Source organism: Streptomyces sp. NPDC059909 (assembly GCF_042730885.1).
Taxonomy (GTDB): domain Bacteria; phylum Actinomycetota; class Actinomycetes; order Streptomycetales; family Streptomycetaceae; genus Streptomyces.
Genome location: NZ_JBHWKX010000077.1, coordinates 1 through 16,365, shown reverse-complemented (window position 1 = coordinate 16,365; position 16,365 = coordinate 1). Strand labels below are relative to the sequence as shown.

The 16,365-nt window shown below is 70.1% G+C and carries 13 protein-coding genes; 2 read left to right on the top strand and 11 right to left on the bottom strand.

Annotated features, from left to right (window positions below):
- Nucleotides 1–11: 11 nt before the first annotated feature.
- The 7 genes from ACFV9O_RS33375 to ACFV9O_RS33345 are packed head-to-tail and all read right to left on the bottom strand — an operon-like array spanning nucleotide 12 to nucleotide 6,927.
- Complete coding sequence (locus tag ACFV9O_RS33375) at nucleotides 12–1,256, bottom strand: M24 family metallopeptidase (RefSeq protein WP_385424681.1); 1,245 nt, start codon at nucleotides 1,254–1,256, stop codon at nucleotides 12–14.
- Nucleotides 1,257–1,284: 28 nt separating this feature from the next.
- A complete protein-coding gene (locus ACFV9O_RS33370; protein WP_385424679.1) occupies nucleotides 1,285–2,226 on the bottom strand; it encodes an NAD(P)-dependent oxidoreductase in 942 nt (313 codons plus the stop codon).
- Nucleotides 2,227–2,229: 3 nt separating this feature from the next.
- Nucleotides 2,230–3,039: an ABC transporter ATP-binding protein gene (locus ACFV9O_RS33365; RefSeq protein WP_385424677.1), complete on the bottom strand. Its 810-nt coding sequence runs from the start codon at nucleotides 3,037–3,039 to the stop codon at nucleotides 2,230–2,232.
- Nucleotides 3,040–3,041: 2 nt separating this feature from the next.
- Nucleotides 3,042–3,773: an ABC transporter ATP-binding protein gene (locus ACFV9O_RS33360; protein ID WP_385424675.1), complete on the bottom strand. Its 732-nt coding sequence runs from the start codon at nucleotides 3,771–3,773 to the stop codon at nucleotides 3,042–3,044.
- Complete coding sequence (locus ACFV9O_RS33355) at nucleotides 3,770–4,792, bottom strand: branched-chain amino acid ABC transporter permease (protein WP_385424673.1); 1,023 nt, start codon at nucleotides 4,790–4,792, stop codon at nucleotides 3,770–3,772. Before ACFV9O_RS33355 ends, ACFV9O_RS33360 begins: the two co-directional genes overlap by 4 nt.
- Entirely contained in the window at nucleotides 4,789–5,664 is an 876-nt protein-coding gene (locus ACFV9O_RS33350) for a branched-chain amino acid ABC transporter permease (protein ID WP_385424670.1), read from the bottom strand. The genes ACFV9O_RS33355 and ACFV9O_RS33350 overlap by 4 nt, the downstream gene beginning before the upstream one ends.
- A 6-nt stretch (nucleotides 5,665–5,670) precedes the next feature.
- A complete protein-coding gene (locus tag ACFV9O_RS33345) occupies nucleotides 5,671–6,927 on the bottom strand; it encodes an amino acid ABC transporter substrate-binding protein (protein ID WP_385424667.1) in 1,257 nt (418 codons plus the stop codon).
- A 225-nt stretch (nucleotides 6,928–7,152) separates the two neighbouring features.
- Between ACFV9O_RS33345 and ACFV9O_RS33340 the strand changes: the two genes are divergently transcribed.
- Nucleotides 7,153–8,175, top strand: a complete 1,023-nt coding sequence (locus ACFV9O_RS33340; protein WP_385424665.1) for a LacI family DNA-binding transcriptional regulator — start codon at nucleotides 7,153–7,155, stop codon at nucleotides 8,173–8,175.
- 171 nt (nucleotides 8,176–8,346) lie between these two features.
- Here ACFV9O_RS33340 and ACFV9O_RS33335 read toward each other — a convergent pair whose 3' ends face one another.
- Nucleotides 8,347–10,410 (bottom strand): SpoIIE family protein phosphatase, encoded by a 2,064-nt coding sequence (locus ACFV9O_RS33335; protein WP_385424662.1) that lies wholly within the window; start codon nucleotides 10,408–10,410, stop codon nucleotides 8,347–8,349.
- Between the two features lie 479 nt (nucleotides 10,411–10,889).
- Here ACFV9O_RS33335 and ACFV9O_RS33330 point away from each other — a divergent pair, with 479 nt between their 5' ends.
- A complete protein-coding gene (locus ACFV9O_RS33330; protein WP_385424659.1) occupies nucleotides 10,890–11,126 on the top strand; it encodes a hypothetical protein in 237 nt (78 codons plus the stop codon).
- A 111-nt stretch (nucleotides 11,127–11,237) separates the two neighbouring features.
- Here ACFV9O_RS33330 and ACFV9O_RS33325 read toward each other — a convergent pair whose 3' ends face one another.
- The 3 genes from ACFV9O_RS33325 to ACFV9O_RS33315 all read right to left on the bottom strand — a co-directional run bounded on the left by ACFV9O_RS33325 (nucleotide 11,238) and on the right by ACFV9O_RS33315 (nucleotide 15,899).
- Nucleotides 11,238–12,140 (bottom strand): hypothetical protein, encoded by a 903-nt coding sequence (locus tag ACFV9O_RS33325; RefSeq protein ID WP_385424656.1) that lies wholly within the window; start codon nucleotides 12,138–12,140, stop codon nucleotides 11,238–11,240.
- A 303-nt stretch (nucleotides 12,141–12,443) separates the two neighbouring features.
- Nucleotides 12,444–14,354 carry an ABC transporter ATP-binding protein gene (locus ACFV9O_RS33320; RefSeq protein ID WP_385424717.1) on the bottom strand — a complete coding sequence of 637 codons (1,911 nt, stop codon included), beginning with the start codon at nucleotides 14,352–14,354 and terminating at the stop codon, nucleotides 12,444–12,446.
- A gap of 195 nt (nucleotides 14,355–14,549) precedes the next feature.
- Nucleotides 14,550–15,899, bottom strand: a complete 1,350-nt coding sequence (locus tag ACFV9O_RS33315) for a cytochrome P450 (protein ID WP_385424713.1) — start codon at nucleotides 15,897–15,899, stop codon at nucleotides 14,550–14,552.
- Nucleotides 15,900–16,365 lie beyond the last annotated feature (466 nt).

Genomic DNA, 16,365 nt, shown 5'->3' with positions numbered 1-16,365 from the left:
TTCCGGTGGGTCTAGTAGGGGTTGGCGACGAACAGCTCCTGCGCGGGGAAGAGCGTGAGGACGCGCGCGCCGTCGGCGGTGACCACGACCTCCTCCTCGATGCGTGCGGCGGAGTAGCCGTCGGAAGCCGGGCAGTAGGTCTCCAGGGCGAAGACCATGCCCTCCTGGATCTCCGCCGGGTGTTCGAGGGAGTTGAGCCGGCTGATGATGGGCCGCTCGTGCAGGCCGAGCCCCAGTCCGTGGCCGAACTGGAGCCCGAAGCAGTCCATTTCCGTGGCGAATCCGAAGTCGGTGGCCTTGGGCCATGCCTTGGCGATGACGTCGGTGGTCTGCCCAGGGCGTACCAGTTCGATGGCCGCGTCGATCCACTCGCGTGCCCTGGTGTAGGCGTCGCGCTGCGCCGGGGTGGACGAGCCGACGTTCAGGGTGCGGTAGTAGCAGGTCCGGTAGCCCTGGTAGGACTGGATGATGTCGAAGAAGCAGGTGTCCCCGGGCCGGATCAGCCGGTCGGTGAAGTTGTGCGGATGGGGGTTGCACCGCTCCCCCGACACCGCGTTGATGGCCTCGACGTCGTCCGAGCCCTGCTCGTAGAGGTACTTGTTGGCCAGTGCGACGATGTCGTTCTCGCGCACGCCCGGCTTGAGGGCCTCCGAGATCTGCTGGTAGGCGCCGTCCACCATCGCCGCGGCCTGCGACAGCAGCATGATCTCGTCGGGGTTCTTGACGGCGCGGGCGTCCAGCATGACCTGCTGGGCGTCGACCGTCGTCAGGCCCGCGCGCTGCATCTCGAACAGGAACGGCGGCTCGACGATGTCGATGCCGATGGGAGCTCCCGCGAGACCGTGATCGGCCAGGATGCCCTTGATTTCGGCGACCGCGCGACGCATCAGGCCGACCTCGGGTGCGACGGCGCCGCGCAGTCCCAGCATCCCGGCGCGGCAGTTCTCCGGCCGCAACCAGGGCGCGTACAGCTGGTGGTGACGGGCGGCGGAGCCGAAGTCCCACACCATGGGCTCGTGGTCGCGGGTCAGCAGCGCGTAGCGGGTCATCTTGTCCCGCGACCATTCACCGATCATGGTGCCGGTGACGTAGCGGATGTTGTTGACGTCGAAGAGCAGGACGGCGCCGAGCTCGGAGGCGTCGAGGGCGGCTCGCGCGCGGGCCAGCCGGTAGGAGCGCAGCCGGTCGAAGTCGACGCGGGTCTCGAAGTCGACGGCGGTGTGCCCGGGGGCGGGCAGTGGCGCGGTGGTGGTCACCGTGACCTCCTGGTGGGGGTGAGGGGGCTCACGACGCGGCTGTCAGACCGTCGGTGACGGCGGCGTCCTCTGGCGCGAGGGTGAGCCCGGCGGCGAGGGCGACTTCCGACAGCAGCACGGCGAAGTCGGTGTCCTCGTGGCCGCGGCCGACGGACTGCTGGACGATGTGGTGGGTCAGCGCCGCGACCGGCATGGGGACCTCCAGCTCCCGGGCGGCGGCGAGGCCGAGGTCGAAGTCCTTGCGCAGCAGCTCGGGTGTGAAGGTCGGGGTGAAGTCCAGATTCACGAAGGCGGGCGTCTTGTACTGGGTGAAGACCGAGCCGAGGACCGAGCCGTTGAGGAAGTCCAGGAACGCCGCGCGGCTCACGCCGCCCTTCTCGGCCAGCACGGTGATCTCGGCCATCGACTGGGTGACGACGCCGAGGAAGATGTTGTGCGCGAGCTTCACCAGCCGGGCCAGATCGTCCTGCCCGGCGTAGGTGACCGAGCGGGCGATCGTGCTGAGCAGCGGCTCGGCCTCGTCGAAGACCTCACGGGGGCCGGAGGCGACCATGGAGAGCCGACCGGCCTTGACGACCTTGGCGTTTCCCGACACGGGGGCGACCAGCAGGGCGGTGCCGACCTGCTCCGCCTCCGCGCGGACCTGTGCCGAGACGTCCTGGGAGACCGTGGAGCAGTCGACGATGATGCGGGGCTTGGCGGGCTGGCGCAGGATGCCCTGCTCGCCGAGGGTGACCTCGGCGAAGTCCTTGCCGGCGCTGACCATGGTGAACACGATGTCGCGGTCGGCGAGCCCGGCGGGCGTGTCCACGATGGTGGCGCCGAGCGTGGCCAGCGGCTCGCACTTGCTGCGGGTCCGGTTGTAGACGGTGACATCGTGGCCGGCCCGCAGGAGCCGGGAGACCATGGCGTAGCCCATGCGGCCGGTGCCGGCCCAGCCGATGGTGGGACGGGGAGTGTGATCGGTCATGATTCAGTCCTGAGGGTCGTGGTCGCCGGAGCGCGACGGGACGGAAGAGGCGAGAGGTGTGGAGGGCCGGTCGGCCGCTCCGAGGTACAGCCGGCCGACCTCGGGGTCGGTGAGCAGACCGGCGCCGGTGCCGGTGAGGGCGACCCGGCCGCCCTCCAGGACGGCTCCGGAGTGCGAGACGGCCAGGCCCGAGCGGGCGTTCTGTTCGACCAGCAGTACGGACCGTCCGGAGGCCGCGAGGTCCGCGACACTGCGGAACACGGTGGTACGGGACCTGGGGTCGAGCCCGATGGACGGCTCGTCCAGGAGGATGAGGACGGGGTCGAGCATCAGGGTCCGCGCGATCTCGACGGTCTTCTGCTCACCGCCGGACAGCGACCCCGCGTGGGCGTTCGCCCGGTCGGCGACCAACGGGTAGGCGGCGGCGATCCGCTCCCAGCGCTCGGCCACCAGCCGCCGGTTGCGCAGGACGTAGCCGCCCATCTCGACGTTCTCGCGCACGGTCATCGCCGGGAACAGGCTGCGGTCCTGGGGTACGTGGACGATGCCGCGCAGGAGCCGTTCCCGGGCGCTGAGCCGGCTGATGTCCTCACCCTTGAAGGTGACGGTGCCGGAGGCGGGCTTCAGCAGTCCCGAGATCGTCTTGAGGGTCGTCGACTTGCCCGAGCCGTTGGGGCCGATGAGGCAGGTGACCTCTCCGGCGGCGACGGTCAGCCCGACGCCCCGCAGAATCAGGCCCGCCCCGTATCCGGCCGTGACACCGTCCAGTACGAGCAGCGGCTCCGCGGGCGCGGAAGTGGTCGTGTCGGCCATCGCTACTCCCCCAGGTAGGCGTCGAGCACGCGGGGATCGGCCTGGATCTCGGCGGGCCTGCCCGCCGCGATGGGCCGGCCCCGGTCCAGGACCACGACGGGGTCGCACAGCCGCATCACCAGCGGCATGTCGTGCTCGACGATGAGGAAGGTCACTCCTTGCTCGTTCCGGCTGCGCACATGGCGTTCCATCGTTTCGATCATCACCGGGTTGACCCCCGCGGTGGGTTCGTCGAGCAGCACCAGCCGCGGATCCGCCATCAGCACGGCGGCGAACTCGCACAACTTGCGCTGACCGTAGGACAGTTCGGCCGCCTTCAGCCCGGCCTTGGCGGCCAGCCCGAAGTCCTCCAGCAGTTCGTCGGCGCGCGCCCGGTCGGCACGGGCGGCACGCGGGCCGAGCAGGGCGGTCCAGCGGTGGCCCGCGGCGGCGATCAGGTTCTCCCGTACGCTGAGCGACCCGAAGATCCGTGCCTGCTGGAACGTACGGGTCAGTCCGCGGCGGTAGAGCACGGTCGGGTCGGGCCTGGAGTAGGCGGCGCCCGCGAAGCGGACCGAGCCCGCGTCTGCGCCCAGATAGCCGGTGATCATGTTGAACGCGGTGGTCTTCCCCGACCCGTTGGGGCCGATGAGCGCGGTCACCGACCCCTCCTCGACGTCGAACGAGCAGTCGTCCACCGCCCGCACCCCGCCGAAGGACTTGGTGAGTCCGCGTACCTCGAGAAGCGTCGTCATCGCCGGCTCACCCGCTTCCCGAGCAGGTCCGCCAGCGAGGGCAGGATGCCGCGGGGAAGGACCAGCATCACCACGAGGAACAGGGCCGCGTAGCCCACCAGGTGCAGCGAGTTGGCGCCCAGCCGGTACGCCAGATACTGCTGCACGGGCACGACGAGGAAGGCTCCCAGCACCGGCCCCCACAGAGTCCCCCGGCCGCCCAGGTACACCATGAGCACCATGCCGATGGTCACCAGCGGGTCGACCGCGAACGGCGGGTAGACGAAGGACACGTAGTACGCCCACACCGCGCCGACGGCACCGGTGATGCCCACCGACAGCGCGAACGCCGCGAGCTTGGCGACCGCGGTCGGCGCCCCGATCCCCCGCGCCTTGTCCTCGTCGTCGCGGACGGTGGCCAGGATCAGCCCCAGCCGCGACCGCTGGACGCAGGCGGTCACCGCGACGGCCACGGCCAGCAGGGCGACCAGCACGTAGTAGAAGGGGAAGGCGAAGTAGGCGACGCCGAAGGGGGCCGGGCCCATGCCGATGCCCTGCGCGCCCCCGGTGAGCCCGCGAGCGTTGAACGCGAGGGTCTGGACGACGAAGACCAGCGTGATGGTGACGATCGCGAAGGTCGCGGCCCGGGTACGCATGGCGACCCACGCGACCGGCAGCCCCACCAGCGCGGTGCCGGCGGCCACGGCCGGCAGCGCAAGGAAGGGCTCCCATCCCGAGACGGGCGGATGGTCGTGGAACCAGATCGCCTCGCCGTAGGCGCCGATGCCGAAGAACGCCGCGTGGCCGAGCGAGGGATATCCGGCGAGGCCGCCGACCAGGTTCCAGGCGCTGGCCATGGTGGCGTACATCAGCGTGAAGATCAGCAGGTTGACGATCCAAGGCTGGCCCACGGTCCAGGGCGCGGCCAGCAGCACCGCGAAGACGACGACCGGCACCGTGATGCGCCACCGTCTGGCGTGACGTACGAATCCGGGGCGGAGTGCGGCCGGCGCGGGCGTCGCGGAGAGGGTGGAGGTCACAGCGCCCCCCTCAGCCGTGCCCCGAACAGCCCCCGCGGCCGCAGCAGCAGGACGAGCAGCAGCACCGCGAAGAAGGTGAATCCCGCCCACGACGGGGACCAGGTCGCGGCCACCACCGCCTCGGCGACGCCCATCAGCACGCCGGCCGCCACGGCCCCGCCGAGGCTGCCGAGCCCGCCGAGTACGACGATGGCCAGCAGGCGTGCGATGAGGTCGTAGTGACTCGCCGAGTTGAAGGGGTAGACCAGGCCGAACACGGCTCCGGCGGCGCCGGCGGTCGCCGTGCCGAGGCCGAAGCCGAGCGCGGATACGCGTTCGGGGTTGACGCCGAGCAGCCGTGCCGCAGTCGGATTCTGCACGGTGGCCCGTACCGAGGCGCCGAAGCGGGTGCGGTGCAGGAGCAGCCACAGTCCGCCCAGGACGGCGAGGGACAGCCCGAAGGCCGCCAGCCGGGTGACGGGCAGCCGGTAGTCGCCGAGGTGCCAGGCGGCGTCGCGGTAGCCGGTGTTGATGGAGCGGAAGGTGGTCTTGTAGACCGACGCCAGTACGCCTTCGACGGCCAGGGCGACGGCGAACATGACGAGCAGGCTGAGCTCGCCCTCTCCGCTTCGAAGCGGCCGGAGGAACACCCACTGGACGGCGACCCCGAGCGCGAACATCACGGGGGTGACGACCAGGATGCCGAGGAAGGGGTCGATTCCGGCCCAGGTGAACAGGGAGTACGACAGATAGGCGCTGAGGACCACCAGCGCGCCCTGTGCCAGGTTGATCACCCGCATGATGCCGAAGACGAGGGTCTGGCCGCTGGCCATCAGGGCGTAGACACCGCCGGTGAGGATGCCCAGGAGGGTCGCCTGAAGGAGGGTGTGCACGACTGCTCACTCTCCCCAGGCCGGCTTGGCCGTCAGCGGCTCGGCGGCGGCCACGTCGTCCGGGTACACCGGGGTCAGCCGGTGCTTCTGCCACTGGACAAGGGTGTAGTGCCCCTTGGGCTCACCGTTGGCGTCCCAGGACAGGTCGCCGACCGGTGTCTGCCAAGTCCCGGAGTGCAGTGCGGAGATGATGGTCTCGTTGTCGATCTTTCCGGTCTTCTTCGCGACCTGCTCGATCAGCGTGCCGACGGAGTATGCCTCGGCGCTCGTGGGGTCGATGTCCGTCTCCGCGCCGCCGTACTTCGCGAGGTAGGCCTTGACGAACTCGGGGGCGCCGGCCTGCTGGGAGCCGGCAAACCAGTCGCCGGTGGTGAAGATGCCCTCGGTGCTGTTCTCGCCGACCTTGTCGGGGAACTCGACGGGGTTGTTGGCGCCGTTGGACATGAACAGCCAGCGGGGGTTGAAGCCCAACTGGATCATTGCTTTGACCTGGGCGTAGGCGTCCTCGGACTGCGTTCCGGCGATCACCAGGTCGGGCTTGGCGGCGGCCACCTTGGTGATAACCGGGGTCAGGTCGGTGAGGTTGTCGGGGTAGGTCTGGGCGTACACGGTCTTGACGCCGGCCGCTTCCAGGCGCTTGCGGACGTTGTCGGCGAGGGGGGCGGCGAAGGGGTCGTCGAGTGAGGCGTACGCGGCGGTCTTGGGGCGCTTGGCGGACGGTAGGGAGAGCAGGTAGTCGACGAAGATGTCGCCCTGTTTGACGATGGCGGCGGGCTGGACGAAGAACAGGTTGTCCAGATGCTGCGCGAACACCTTCGGTCCGCCGCCGGCGGGTTCGAGGAAGGCGTATCCGTAGCGCTTCGCGACCTGCGAGGCCGGAATGGTCAGCAGGCTGGAGAACGGGCCGGCGACCAGGTCGACCCTGTCCTTGGTGATGAGGTTGGTGTAGTTCGTCGTGACCTGGTTCGGGTTGGACGTGTCGTCGACGACTTTGAGGGAGACCTTGCGCCCCAGCACGCCGCCGCGTGCGTTGACGTCGGACACCCATAGGTCGTAACCCCGCTTGGCGGCCTTGCCGGGGTCGGCGAAGTCGCCCGTCAGGGAGAGCGAGACGCCGATCGTCAACGTGTCCTTGCCGGGGCCCTTGCCCACCCCCTGGGCGGGCCCGCCGGTCGCGGGCCCACAGGCGGCCAGAGCCACCGCGGTCGTCGCCGCCAGGGCCGCCAGGACCCCACGGTGGCGCCATCGGTGTCCTCTGACCATCAATGACAATCGATTGTCTTCCACGGCGAGCCGTCCCTACGCTCGGAGACAGGGAATTTCATGGCCATTCAGGGCGCAGTGACAGTGCCCCGCACCAAGTGGTGCCGCACCGCTGCGCAATCGGTTGCCGCGAAACTAGGCTCGCGCCCCGGGGGTGTCAAGGTGTCCGGCAACCGCTGATGCAATCCATTGTCATCGCGGTGGCCACGGCATACGGTTGGGCTTGTGACGAGGTTGAGCGACGTGGCGCGAGCGGCCGGCGTCCACCCCGGCACGGCGTCGAGAGCTCTGAATCCCGACACCCGCCACCGGGTGTCGGCGGAGACGGCCCAACGGGTTCTGGCCGTGGCCAAGAGCCTGGGTTACCAGCCGAACTCCGTCGCGCGCGCCCTGCGCACCCGGCGCTCCCGGATGGTCGCGATCCTCATCCCCGACCTGACCAACCCTCTCTTCCCGCCCATCGTCAGAGGCGTCGAGGAGGCGCTCGCCGTCGAGGGCTACTCGGCGCTGCTGGTCAGCACGGACAACGACGAGGACAAGGAAGCACGGCTCTTCGCCGAACTGCGGGGCCGTCAGTGCGACGGCTTCGTGGTTGCGACCGCGCGCCGCGAGCACCCCCTGCTCGAGCGCGCGGCGGCGGACGGGGTGCCGATGGTGCTCGTCAACCGCGTCCTGGACACCCGGCACACACCGTCGGTCACCGCCGACGAGGCGGCCGGCGTCCACGCCGTCGTGCGGCACCTCACCGGGCTCGGTCACCGGCGCATCGCGCACGTCGCGGGCCCGCAGGAGCTTTCCACCGGGCTCATCCGGCGCCGTACCTTCCTCGACTCCTGTGAACACGCCGGGTTGGACTCCCGGCACACCCCCGTCGTCACCGCCACGGGATTCAGCGAGGCCGCGGGTGCCGCGGTCATGGACGAGCTCCTCGCCACGTACCGGGGTCCCGACCGCCCCACGGCGGTGTTCGCGGCGAACGACCTCCTGGCACTCGGGGCACTGGACGCCCTGGCGGCGTTCGGGCTGCGCTGCCCCGAGGACATGTCCGTGGTGGGTTTCAACGACATGCCGTTCCTGACGCGGATGAGCCCGCCGCTGACCACTGTGCACGTGCCCCAGCAGGAAATCGGCGCCGAGGCCGCACGCATGCTGCTGAAGTGCATCGACCAGCCGGGGCCGCCCCGGTCACTGCTGCTCGGCTGCGAGCTGGTCGTACGCGCCTCCACTGGTCCGGCGCCACGGAACTGACGAACCGTCCGCTCCCGCCCTTCCCTGGGCAAGGGCTCGGCGTCGACGGGCGATTCGCGCTTGCCGAACGCGGTGGCGGTCCCGGTACGCCCGGTGCCATGCGCTCGTCGATCGCGCACGGAGCACCGTGGGTAGGCCGTCGCCGGAAGGCGGGCGGTGGCTGCGCCGGGTTCATGCGGCCCGCCGGACGCGTGCGAGGACGAGCACCGTGTCGTCGTCCGGACGATCGGGCAGCAGGTGCGCCAGAATGCGGTCGGCCGCCTCCTCCAGCGGGCCTGAAGCACGGCTCAGTTCGGCGCGGAGGCGGTCCGCGCCCACGTCGATGTCCTGGCCGCGCGCCTCGATGAGGCCGTCCGTGTACAGGGCGAGGGTGGCACCCTCCGGCAGTTCGATCTCGGTCGTTCCGAAGGGATGGCCACCGACTCCAAGGGGCACCCCCAGGACCTCGCCGATCGTCTCGACCGCGCCGTCGCGGTGGAGCACGAGCGGTGGGGGATGGCCGGCATTGGCGATGCGAGCGCGGCCGCTCCTGGCGTCGTACAGGATGTAGAGGCAGGTCGCCAGCTCGATGCCCGCTTCCCCGGCACAGGCGTCCAGTTCGGTGAGCAGGGCGGCCGGCTCCTCTTTGTGCCGGGCGAGCGTCTTGGCGGTGATGCGCAACCGGCCCATGTTCGCCGCGGCCCGCACGCCGTGTCCCATGACGTCGCCGACGACGAGCGCGACGCGGTCCCTGGACAGGTTGATCACGTCATACCAGTCGCCGCCGACCTCGGTGACATGGCTGCCGGGAACGTAGCGGTGGGCGACCTGTACGTACGGGCTGGTCGTCAGGGCCGTGGGAAGCAGCGCGCGCTGGAGCGTGAGCGCGATGTCCTGGACCCGGCTGTAGAGACGTGCGTTGTCCAGGCACAGAGCCGCGCGAGAGGACAGCTCAGCGGCCAGACTCAGATCCTGCTTGTTGAAAGCCGGACGGGCTGCGGAGCGCCCGAACATGGTGAGTCCCTGGACCGTGCCCCGAGCGATGAGGGGGACGATGGTGATCCAGGTCAGGCCGCTTTCGAGGAGGAGCTGTGCGCGGGCATGGTGCAGGACGGTCGTCGTCGCGAAGTCCTCGTCGACGGCGAACGTGATCGGGTGGCCCGTCCGCAGCACCCGGTGGATTCTGGAGCCCGGCGGGTACGTCACCGTCTCCAACCCACTCACCAGTTCGACGGCAGGCGGGGGCAATATCGTGCCGGAGGCGATCCTGTGCGTGACCAGCGGCCGTTTCGGATCGAACACCTCGGGTTCGTCCATCCAGTCGACGAGTTCCACGACGGAGGCGTCGGAGAAATCCGGAACCGCGGCGTCGACCAGTTCCTGGGCGGTGACGTTCACATCGAGGGACGTGCCGATCCTTGCCGTTGCCCGGTCGAGCAGAGCCAGGCGCTGACGGGCGGCGGTCGCCTCGAGGATGGCCTGCTCCCGGTCGGTGACGTCCACCATCAGCCCGCCGAGACCGGGCCGGGTGCCGCCCGCCTGGCTCAGCGGGAAGAGGCTCACCGACCGCACCTGGTCACGATCCGGGTGGCCCGGGGTGCGCAGGCCGACCAGTGTCCCGATGACGGGCGGGCCGTCCGCGACGGTTGCGCGCAGCATGCGCTGGTACTCGCCACCGTCGGACGTGATCATGATTTCTCCCATGGGGCGCCCGAGGTGGTCCTCGATAGGCAGGCCGTCCATCTCGGCGAGTGCCTGGTTGAGGTGGACGTACCGCAGGTCCTCGTCGAGCATGACCAGGCCGATGGGGCAGGTCTCGAAAAGGGCGTCGAGAAACGCGAGGTTGGTCTTTACCCGGTCGAGTTCCTCGCCCCGGCTCGCGAGGCCCATGACGACCGATTGCCCCGTGGCACCGGTGACGGGGAAGACCCGGAATCCGCAGGCGAAGACAGTGCCGTCGCGGTGCAGCGCCGCCAGTCGGCCGCGCCAGTACCCGAGGGTCCGGGCGTGGTCCGCGAGCCGCGCGGCTGCGCGGGGGGTGCCTGGGGGCGGCTCGGGGAAGAGAACCTCCGCGGGCTCGGACAGGACGGCCGCCGACTCGTACCCGAAGAGGTCCTGCGCGCCGGGCCCCCAGAAACAGATCCGGTCGTCGTCATCCATACCGAAGACCGCCACTGAGACGTGCTCGAGCAGGGCTCCGGGCTCCGATCGGAGCGGACCCGGATCCCTCTCGTCCCCCGGCCGAACAGATGGCACCGGGTGATCCTTTCCGCCTGAGGCATGCCACGGGGCTCAGCCGCCGTGAAGCGGCGAACGTGTAGCTTCAGGCCCTCCTTGCCACCATTGTGCGGTGCCAGGCCATGACCGCCCAGTTGCACGCCGCTACGGCCGCCTTCACCCGCCGCACCGTTGAGATGGACTCTCTTCATCTCTGCAGCGACTTCTCGGCGTCATCGCCCATTCACTGGAGGTGACCGCTCACGGTGTCTGCGGACCCGCGCGCGAGTCCGCGGGTCGTTCCCTCCCACCGCCGGCTCCCGGTCTCACAGCTCGGCAAACTCGAACGGCAGGAAGGTGAACTGCACGCGCGCGGGCCGTCATGCCCGGCAGCCGGGCGCGCTGCCCCGGTAGTCGATCATCTCCTGGAACAGCGCGCCCATGTCGGGGGTGCGCCCGGCGCCCGCGCCGCTCCACCTACGCGCGCTGCAAGTTGGGCACCAGCAAGCCGATGGGTCGTGGGCGACGTCAGCAACCAGTCGACCGGCTACTGTCCGGACGTCAGCTCGTGGCCGGCGGTTGCCCAGGCACTGGATTGCGCAGGGCTTGAGCGTCCGTCCAGTTTCACCCATGAGGTGGTGTTCCGGCGCTGTCCTGGCTGCCAGGAGCTCAGCATCGTGCGTGAGGACGACTTCGTCTGCGTCTTCTGCGGCAGCGATCTGCCCGAGGCATGGAACGTGGACCTCGCTGAATGAGGGCGGTGAGTCACAGCCACTCGCTGATGGCCGCAATGAGGACAGTCGCCTCGTGGCGGACCGCGAGCCTCGTACCCCACGGCCACGGCGCGGTGCCGCGGTGCGGCGCCGTCACCGGTGCCGTCTGCGGCGGGCGGGGGCCAATGGCGACGGCTCCCAGAGCAGACGCACGCCGCTGACGCGGGCGATGGCGCGCAGGTGGGGGCCTGTGTTGCCGATGTACCAGATCGGTCGGTCCGTGTGCGGCCATGCGTAGGCCGGGACACCGTCGTCCAGCAGGGCTGTCAGCCGCGGCTGGTCCAGGGACGCGGCCGAGAACTCGTAGAGTGCGGGCAGCCGTGGGGCGATCAGGCCGTAGTCGAGCATGCGTGCGAAGGCGTGTTCGTCGAGGATGGTCTCCTCGACGGCCGTGGTTACCGGGTATTCAGGGGGGAATGAGCGGCCGAGGTCGAGGAACATCTGGACGGCCCGGTGGCGCGGGTCGGCCATCAGAGGACCGAGGGCGGCCAGTCGGCCGAGCGCGAGTCGCGGTTGCACGAGCATCGCGTGGGTGAACAGGACGCGGAGCAGTGCGACGTTCATCATGAATCGCTCCACTTGCGGCTCGGCAGCAGCCAGATCCTCGTGCTGCAGGTAGCCTGCGACGATGCTGGCGTTGTGCGCGCGGTACCAGCGGCCGGGATCGGGTTTGCGGATGAAGTCCTCCCAGTATTCGACGCTGTGGGCGCTGGCTGCGCCTGTGGCCCCGGCGGACAGCAGGTGGGCCTCGATCTTGTCCCGCAGCAGTCGTTCGTTGACGGCGCGCCACCAGGGACTGCCCGGCGGGTCGGAGGTTTCCGGTGCGAGCACGCCACGGGCGAGTGACCAGCGCATGAAACTCCGCTCTGCGTGGCCGTATCGGCGGCGGGGTCCCGTGGCGTTCCGGTAGAACTCCTGCGCCAGCGCGTAGCGTCCGGCCGCCTCGTCTCGCACGCGCGCGACCCGTTGCTCCGCGCGTGAGGCTGCGTCAGTCACGACTGCTCGATCGGATCGGCATCATGCGGAGACCTCGAGGATTTCAAGACTGGCGCTTTTGCCGGAGTGGGTGCGGCCCTTGGCGCGGAACGTTGCGAAACGCGGGATCACCGTATCGCGGGGGGAATCACATCAGGTTGTCCCGGGTTCTGCGGGTTTGGCAAGTCGACTTGGCGAGCCTGTGTCCTCGAGGTCGGTGAGATCTGCGAAGGCGTCGAGGTCCGCAGGGGGCTTGGAGGCCACCGAGGCCGTCCTGTTCGATTCCTGCCGTCCCCGCCCCGATCCTGGCCGCTCCTCGCCCCCTCAGTAGGTCACGGCCACCGCCTCCTCCGCGCTCTGCGGCACGTCCTGCCCATGCCCACGCTTCGTGAACTGGGTGTGGTACAGCTCCGCGTATCTCCCGTCGAGAGCGAGCAGTTCGTCGTGGGTGCCGCATTCGGCGATCCGGCCGGCCTCGACGACGAGGATCTGGTCGGCGGCGCGGATCGTGGACAGCCGGTGGGCGATCACGACGGCGGTGCGGCCCTCCAGCGCCTCGGCGAGCGCCTCCTGGACGGCGGCCTCGGAGGTGTTGTCCAGGTGCGCGGTGGCCTCGTCGAGGATGACCACGCGCTGCCGGGCCAGCAGCAGGCGGGCGATGGTCATGCGCTGGCGCTCGCCTCCGGAGAGCCGGTATCCGCGCTCGCCGACGACGGTGTCGAGCCCGTCCGGCAGGCCCCGCACGAGGTCGTCGAGCCGCGCCCGCCCCAGGACGTCCCACAGCTCGTCCTCCGTCGCTTCCGGACGGGCGAGGAGCAGGTTGGCGCGGACGGTGTCGTGGAAGAGGTGCCCGTCCTGGGTGACCATGCCGAGTGTGGCTCGCAGGGATTCAGCCGTCACGTCGCGTACGTCGACGCCACCGATGCGGACGGCACCCTCGTCGGCGTCGTACAGCCGGGGCAGCAGCTGGGCGATGGTCGACTTGCCGGCGCCGGACGAGCCGACGAGGGCGATGGTCTGGCCGGGTTCGGCACGGAACGAGATGCCGTGCAGGACCTCGGCGCCGCCGCGCGTGTCGAGTGCGGCGACCTCTTCGAGGGAGGCGAGGGAGACCTTGTCGGCGGACGGGTAGCCGAAGCGGACGTCGTCGAACTCGACGGAGACGGGTCCGTTCGGCACGGGCCGGGCATCGGGCTTCTCCTCGATCAGCGGCTTCAGATCCAGGACCTCGAAGACCCGCTCGAAGGAGACGAGGGCGCTCATGACTTCGACGCGGGCGCCGGCGAGCGAGGTCAGCGGCGCGTACAGGCGGGTGAGAAGCAGGGCGAGGGCGACGACAGCGCCCGGTTCGAGGGAGCCGCGCAGGGCGAACCAGCCGCCGAGGCCGTACACCAGGGCGAGAGCCAGCGCGGAGACCAGCGTGAGCGCGGTGATGAAGGCGGACTGCGCCATCGCCGTCCGTACACCGATGTCGCGCACCCGGTGGGCCCGGGCCTCGAACTCCGCCGACTCCTCGCCGGGCCGCCCGAACAGCTTCACGAGCGTGGCGCCCGGCGCCGAGAAGCGCTCGGTCATCCGGGTCCCCATCGCGGCGTTGAGATCGGCGGCCTCGCGCTGGAGCTTCGCCATACGGGTGCCCATGCGGCGCGCGGGCACGACGAACACCGGCAGCAGGACGAGGGCGAGCAGGGTGATCTGCCAGGACAGGGTCAGCATCACGGCGAGTGTGAGCAGCAGCGTCACGACATTGCCGACGACTCCGGAGAGTGTGTTGCTGAAGGCGCGCTGTGCGCCGATCACGTCGTTGTTGAGGCGGCTGACGAGGGCGCCGGTGCGGGTGCGGGTGAAGAACGCGACAGGCATGCGCTGGACGTGGTCGAAGACGGCGGTCCTCAGGTCCAGGATCAGCCCCTCCCCCAGGGACGCCGAAAGCCAGCGGTTCAGCAGGCCGAGGGCGGCCTCACCGAGCGCGATCAGGGCGATCAGCAGCGCGAGCCGGACGACCACGCCCGGGTCGGACCCGCGCACGATCGCGTCGACGACGCGTCCGGCGAGGATCGGCGTCGCCACGGCGAGCAGCGCGCCCATGATGCTGAGCAGCACGAAGTGGACGATGCGACGGCGGTGAGGTCGGGCGAAGGTACCGATGCGGCGCAGGGTGGCCCGGGCGAGGGGGCGGCTGTCCCGCTGTGCGTTCATGACGCTGTGCAACTGCATCCAGGCTGTGGTCTCCATGCTCATGAGAGGACCGTAGAACCTCAAGCTTCGTTCAGGTCAAGGGCCCCGAGAAAAGGGCAGGGAAAACCGGGTGGTGGGCGTCGGACAGGAGGGGAAAACGCCCTCCGGGTCGTGCCGTGCCCTCAGGTCTGCAGGCGCTGCCGGTCGCTCGTCGTGAGCGACCGCTCGGCGCGGGCGGGGCCCCGCCGCAGGCTACGGGCCTTGCCTGCGGGGTGTGGCGAGCATGTGCAGCCCTTGGGGGGTGAGGGTGGAGCCGAGTGCGGGGCGGACGGGTGTGCCGGATACGGGTTCCAGGCGCCAGCGGGTGGCGATGGTGGCCAGGGCGAGCGTGGCCTCGGTGATGGCGAAGGTGTCGCCGATGCATTTGCGGGGGCCCGCGGCGAAGGGCACCAGGGTGCCACGAGGGGTTCGTGCGGTGCCGCCGTCCTTCCACCGGTCGGGGTCGAAGCGTTCAGGGTCGGGATACAGGTCCGGCCGGTGGTGGATGACGTAGGGGCTGTAGGCCACGGTGGCGCCGGCCGGGAGGAGGTGGCCGCCGAGCTCGGTGGGGCGGGTCGTGGTGCGGGTGAGGAGGTAGCCGGGCGGGTAGAGCCTCAGGGTTTCGGTGAGGATGCGCCCGGTCACCTCCAGGCGGGGCAGATCTCCGACGGTGGCGGCGGCGCCTGCCAGGACGCCGTCGGCCTCGCGGTGCAGGGCTTCTTCGACGCCGGGATGGCGGGCGACGAGGTGCAGGGCCCAGGCCAGAAGGGCGGCGGTGGTTTCCGTTCCGGCGAAGGAGAAGGTGATGATCTGGTCGGTGAGCTCGCCATCGGACATGCCTTGGCCGGTGGCGTCGCCGCTGTGGGAGTCGCGCGCGGCGAGAAGGGCGGAGAGCAGGTCGCCGTGGTCGGTGCCGGCGGCACGGTACTCGGCGATGATACGGCTGAGACTGGCGCGCAGGCGTATGCCGGCCCGGACGTAGCGGCGGTTGCCCGGGGTGGGAAGCCGGTCCAGGGGCGGTGGCATGAACATCCGCCGGTAGAAAGCGGCCTGGAAGGTATGGAGATCGTCGATCATCTCGGTGAGGGCCACGCCGGTCAGGCGGGCGTCGGCGAGCATCGTGGCGACGAGTGTGCGCGCCGTGATCTGCTGCATGTCGGCGAGCACATCGATGACCTGTCCCTGCTGCCAGGAGCGGGTGACCGCGGTGATCTGTTCGGTCATCACCTGGCCGTAGCGGGGCAGGCGCTCGGGGTGGAAGGCAGGCTGGATCAGCTGCCGCTGACGCCGGTGGTCCCGGTGAGGGCAGGTGCCCAGTCCGTTGCCCAGGGTCTCGCGGGCGCGGTCGAAGAGCAGCCCGCCCTTGTCGAAAGTGCTGTCCTCCAGGAGGACCCGGCGGGTCAGCTCAGGAGTGCAGGCCACATACACGTGCTGGGGGCCCAGCCTGATCCGGACCAGGTCACCGAGGGCGGGCAGAGAGGCCAGGAACGGGAGGGGACTGCGCAGCAGCGGCAGCGCGTGGCCGAGCAACGGCAGCGCTCCCGGTGCTGTGGGCGGTGCGATTCTGGTGTTGATGATCCCTCCGCATGACTCGGGCGGTGGCCGCGTCTCCCCGGGGACCGGCCGGATGCCCGTGTCCGGGGTGGCTGACGACGTCTTCGAGCCGCGACCCAGGTGCCGGCCGCGCAGCGGCAATCTGGGCCGGGCGAAATGCAGGTCTCCTCGGACAGCTGCAACACACAGGCCGATGGCCTCGGCCGGCACCTGCGTAGTCCGTACCAGCACTTGCCCGCCTGGAGTACACCGCCAAACCCCGAGTACTCACCCAACCGGCGGGCTCTTGAAGAACACCTGAACACAGCAGACGCCAACGCCCCTGCAAAGCGCCCCCGCCCTGCAGCACCAGCCTCTGCGTCGACCCGCGCGACACCATGGTGTTCACCTGATTTCTCCCAGGAGGCCCCGTCCTTCAGGGCGGGGAGGAATGGGTCCTTGGCGCGGAGCCGCGAAGCGGCGGAGTTCCCTGCAT

What these genes read in the sequence shown, in the direction of transcription:
- ACFV9O_RS33365 (WP_385424677.1), bottom strand. Translation starts at nt 3,039, where the DNA reads ATGGCCGACACGACCACTTCCGCGCCCGCGGAGCCGCTGCTCGTACTG.
- ACFV9O_RS33360 (WP_385424675.1), bottom strand. Translation starts at nt 3,773, where the DNA reads ATGACGACGCTTCTCGAGGTACGCGGACTCACCAAGTCCTTCGGCGGG.
- ACFV9O_RS33320 (WP_385424717.1), bottom strand. Translation starts at nt 14,354, where the DNA reads ATGGAGACCACAGCCTGGATGCAGTTGCACAGCGTCATGAACGCACAG.
- ACFV9O_RS33345 (WP_385424667.1), bottom strand. Translation starts at nt 6,927, where the DNA reads ATGGTCAGAGGACACCGATGGCGCCACCGTGGGGTCCTGGCGGCCCTG.
- ACFV9O_RS33370 (WP_385424679.1), bottom strand. Translation starts at nt 2,226, where the DNA reads ATGACCGATCACACTCCCCGTCCCACCATCGGCTGGGCCGGCACCGGC.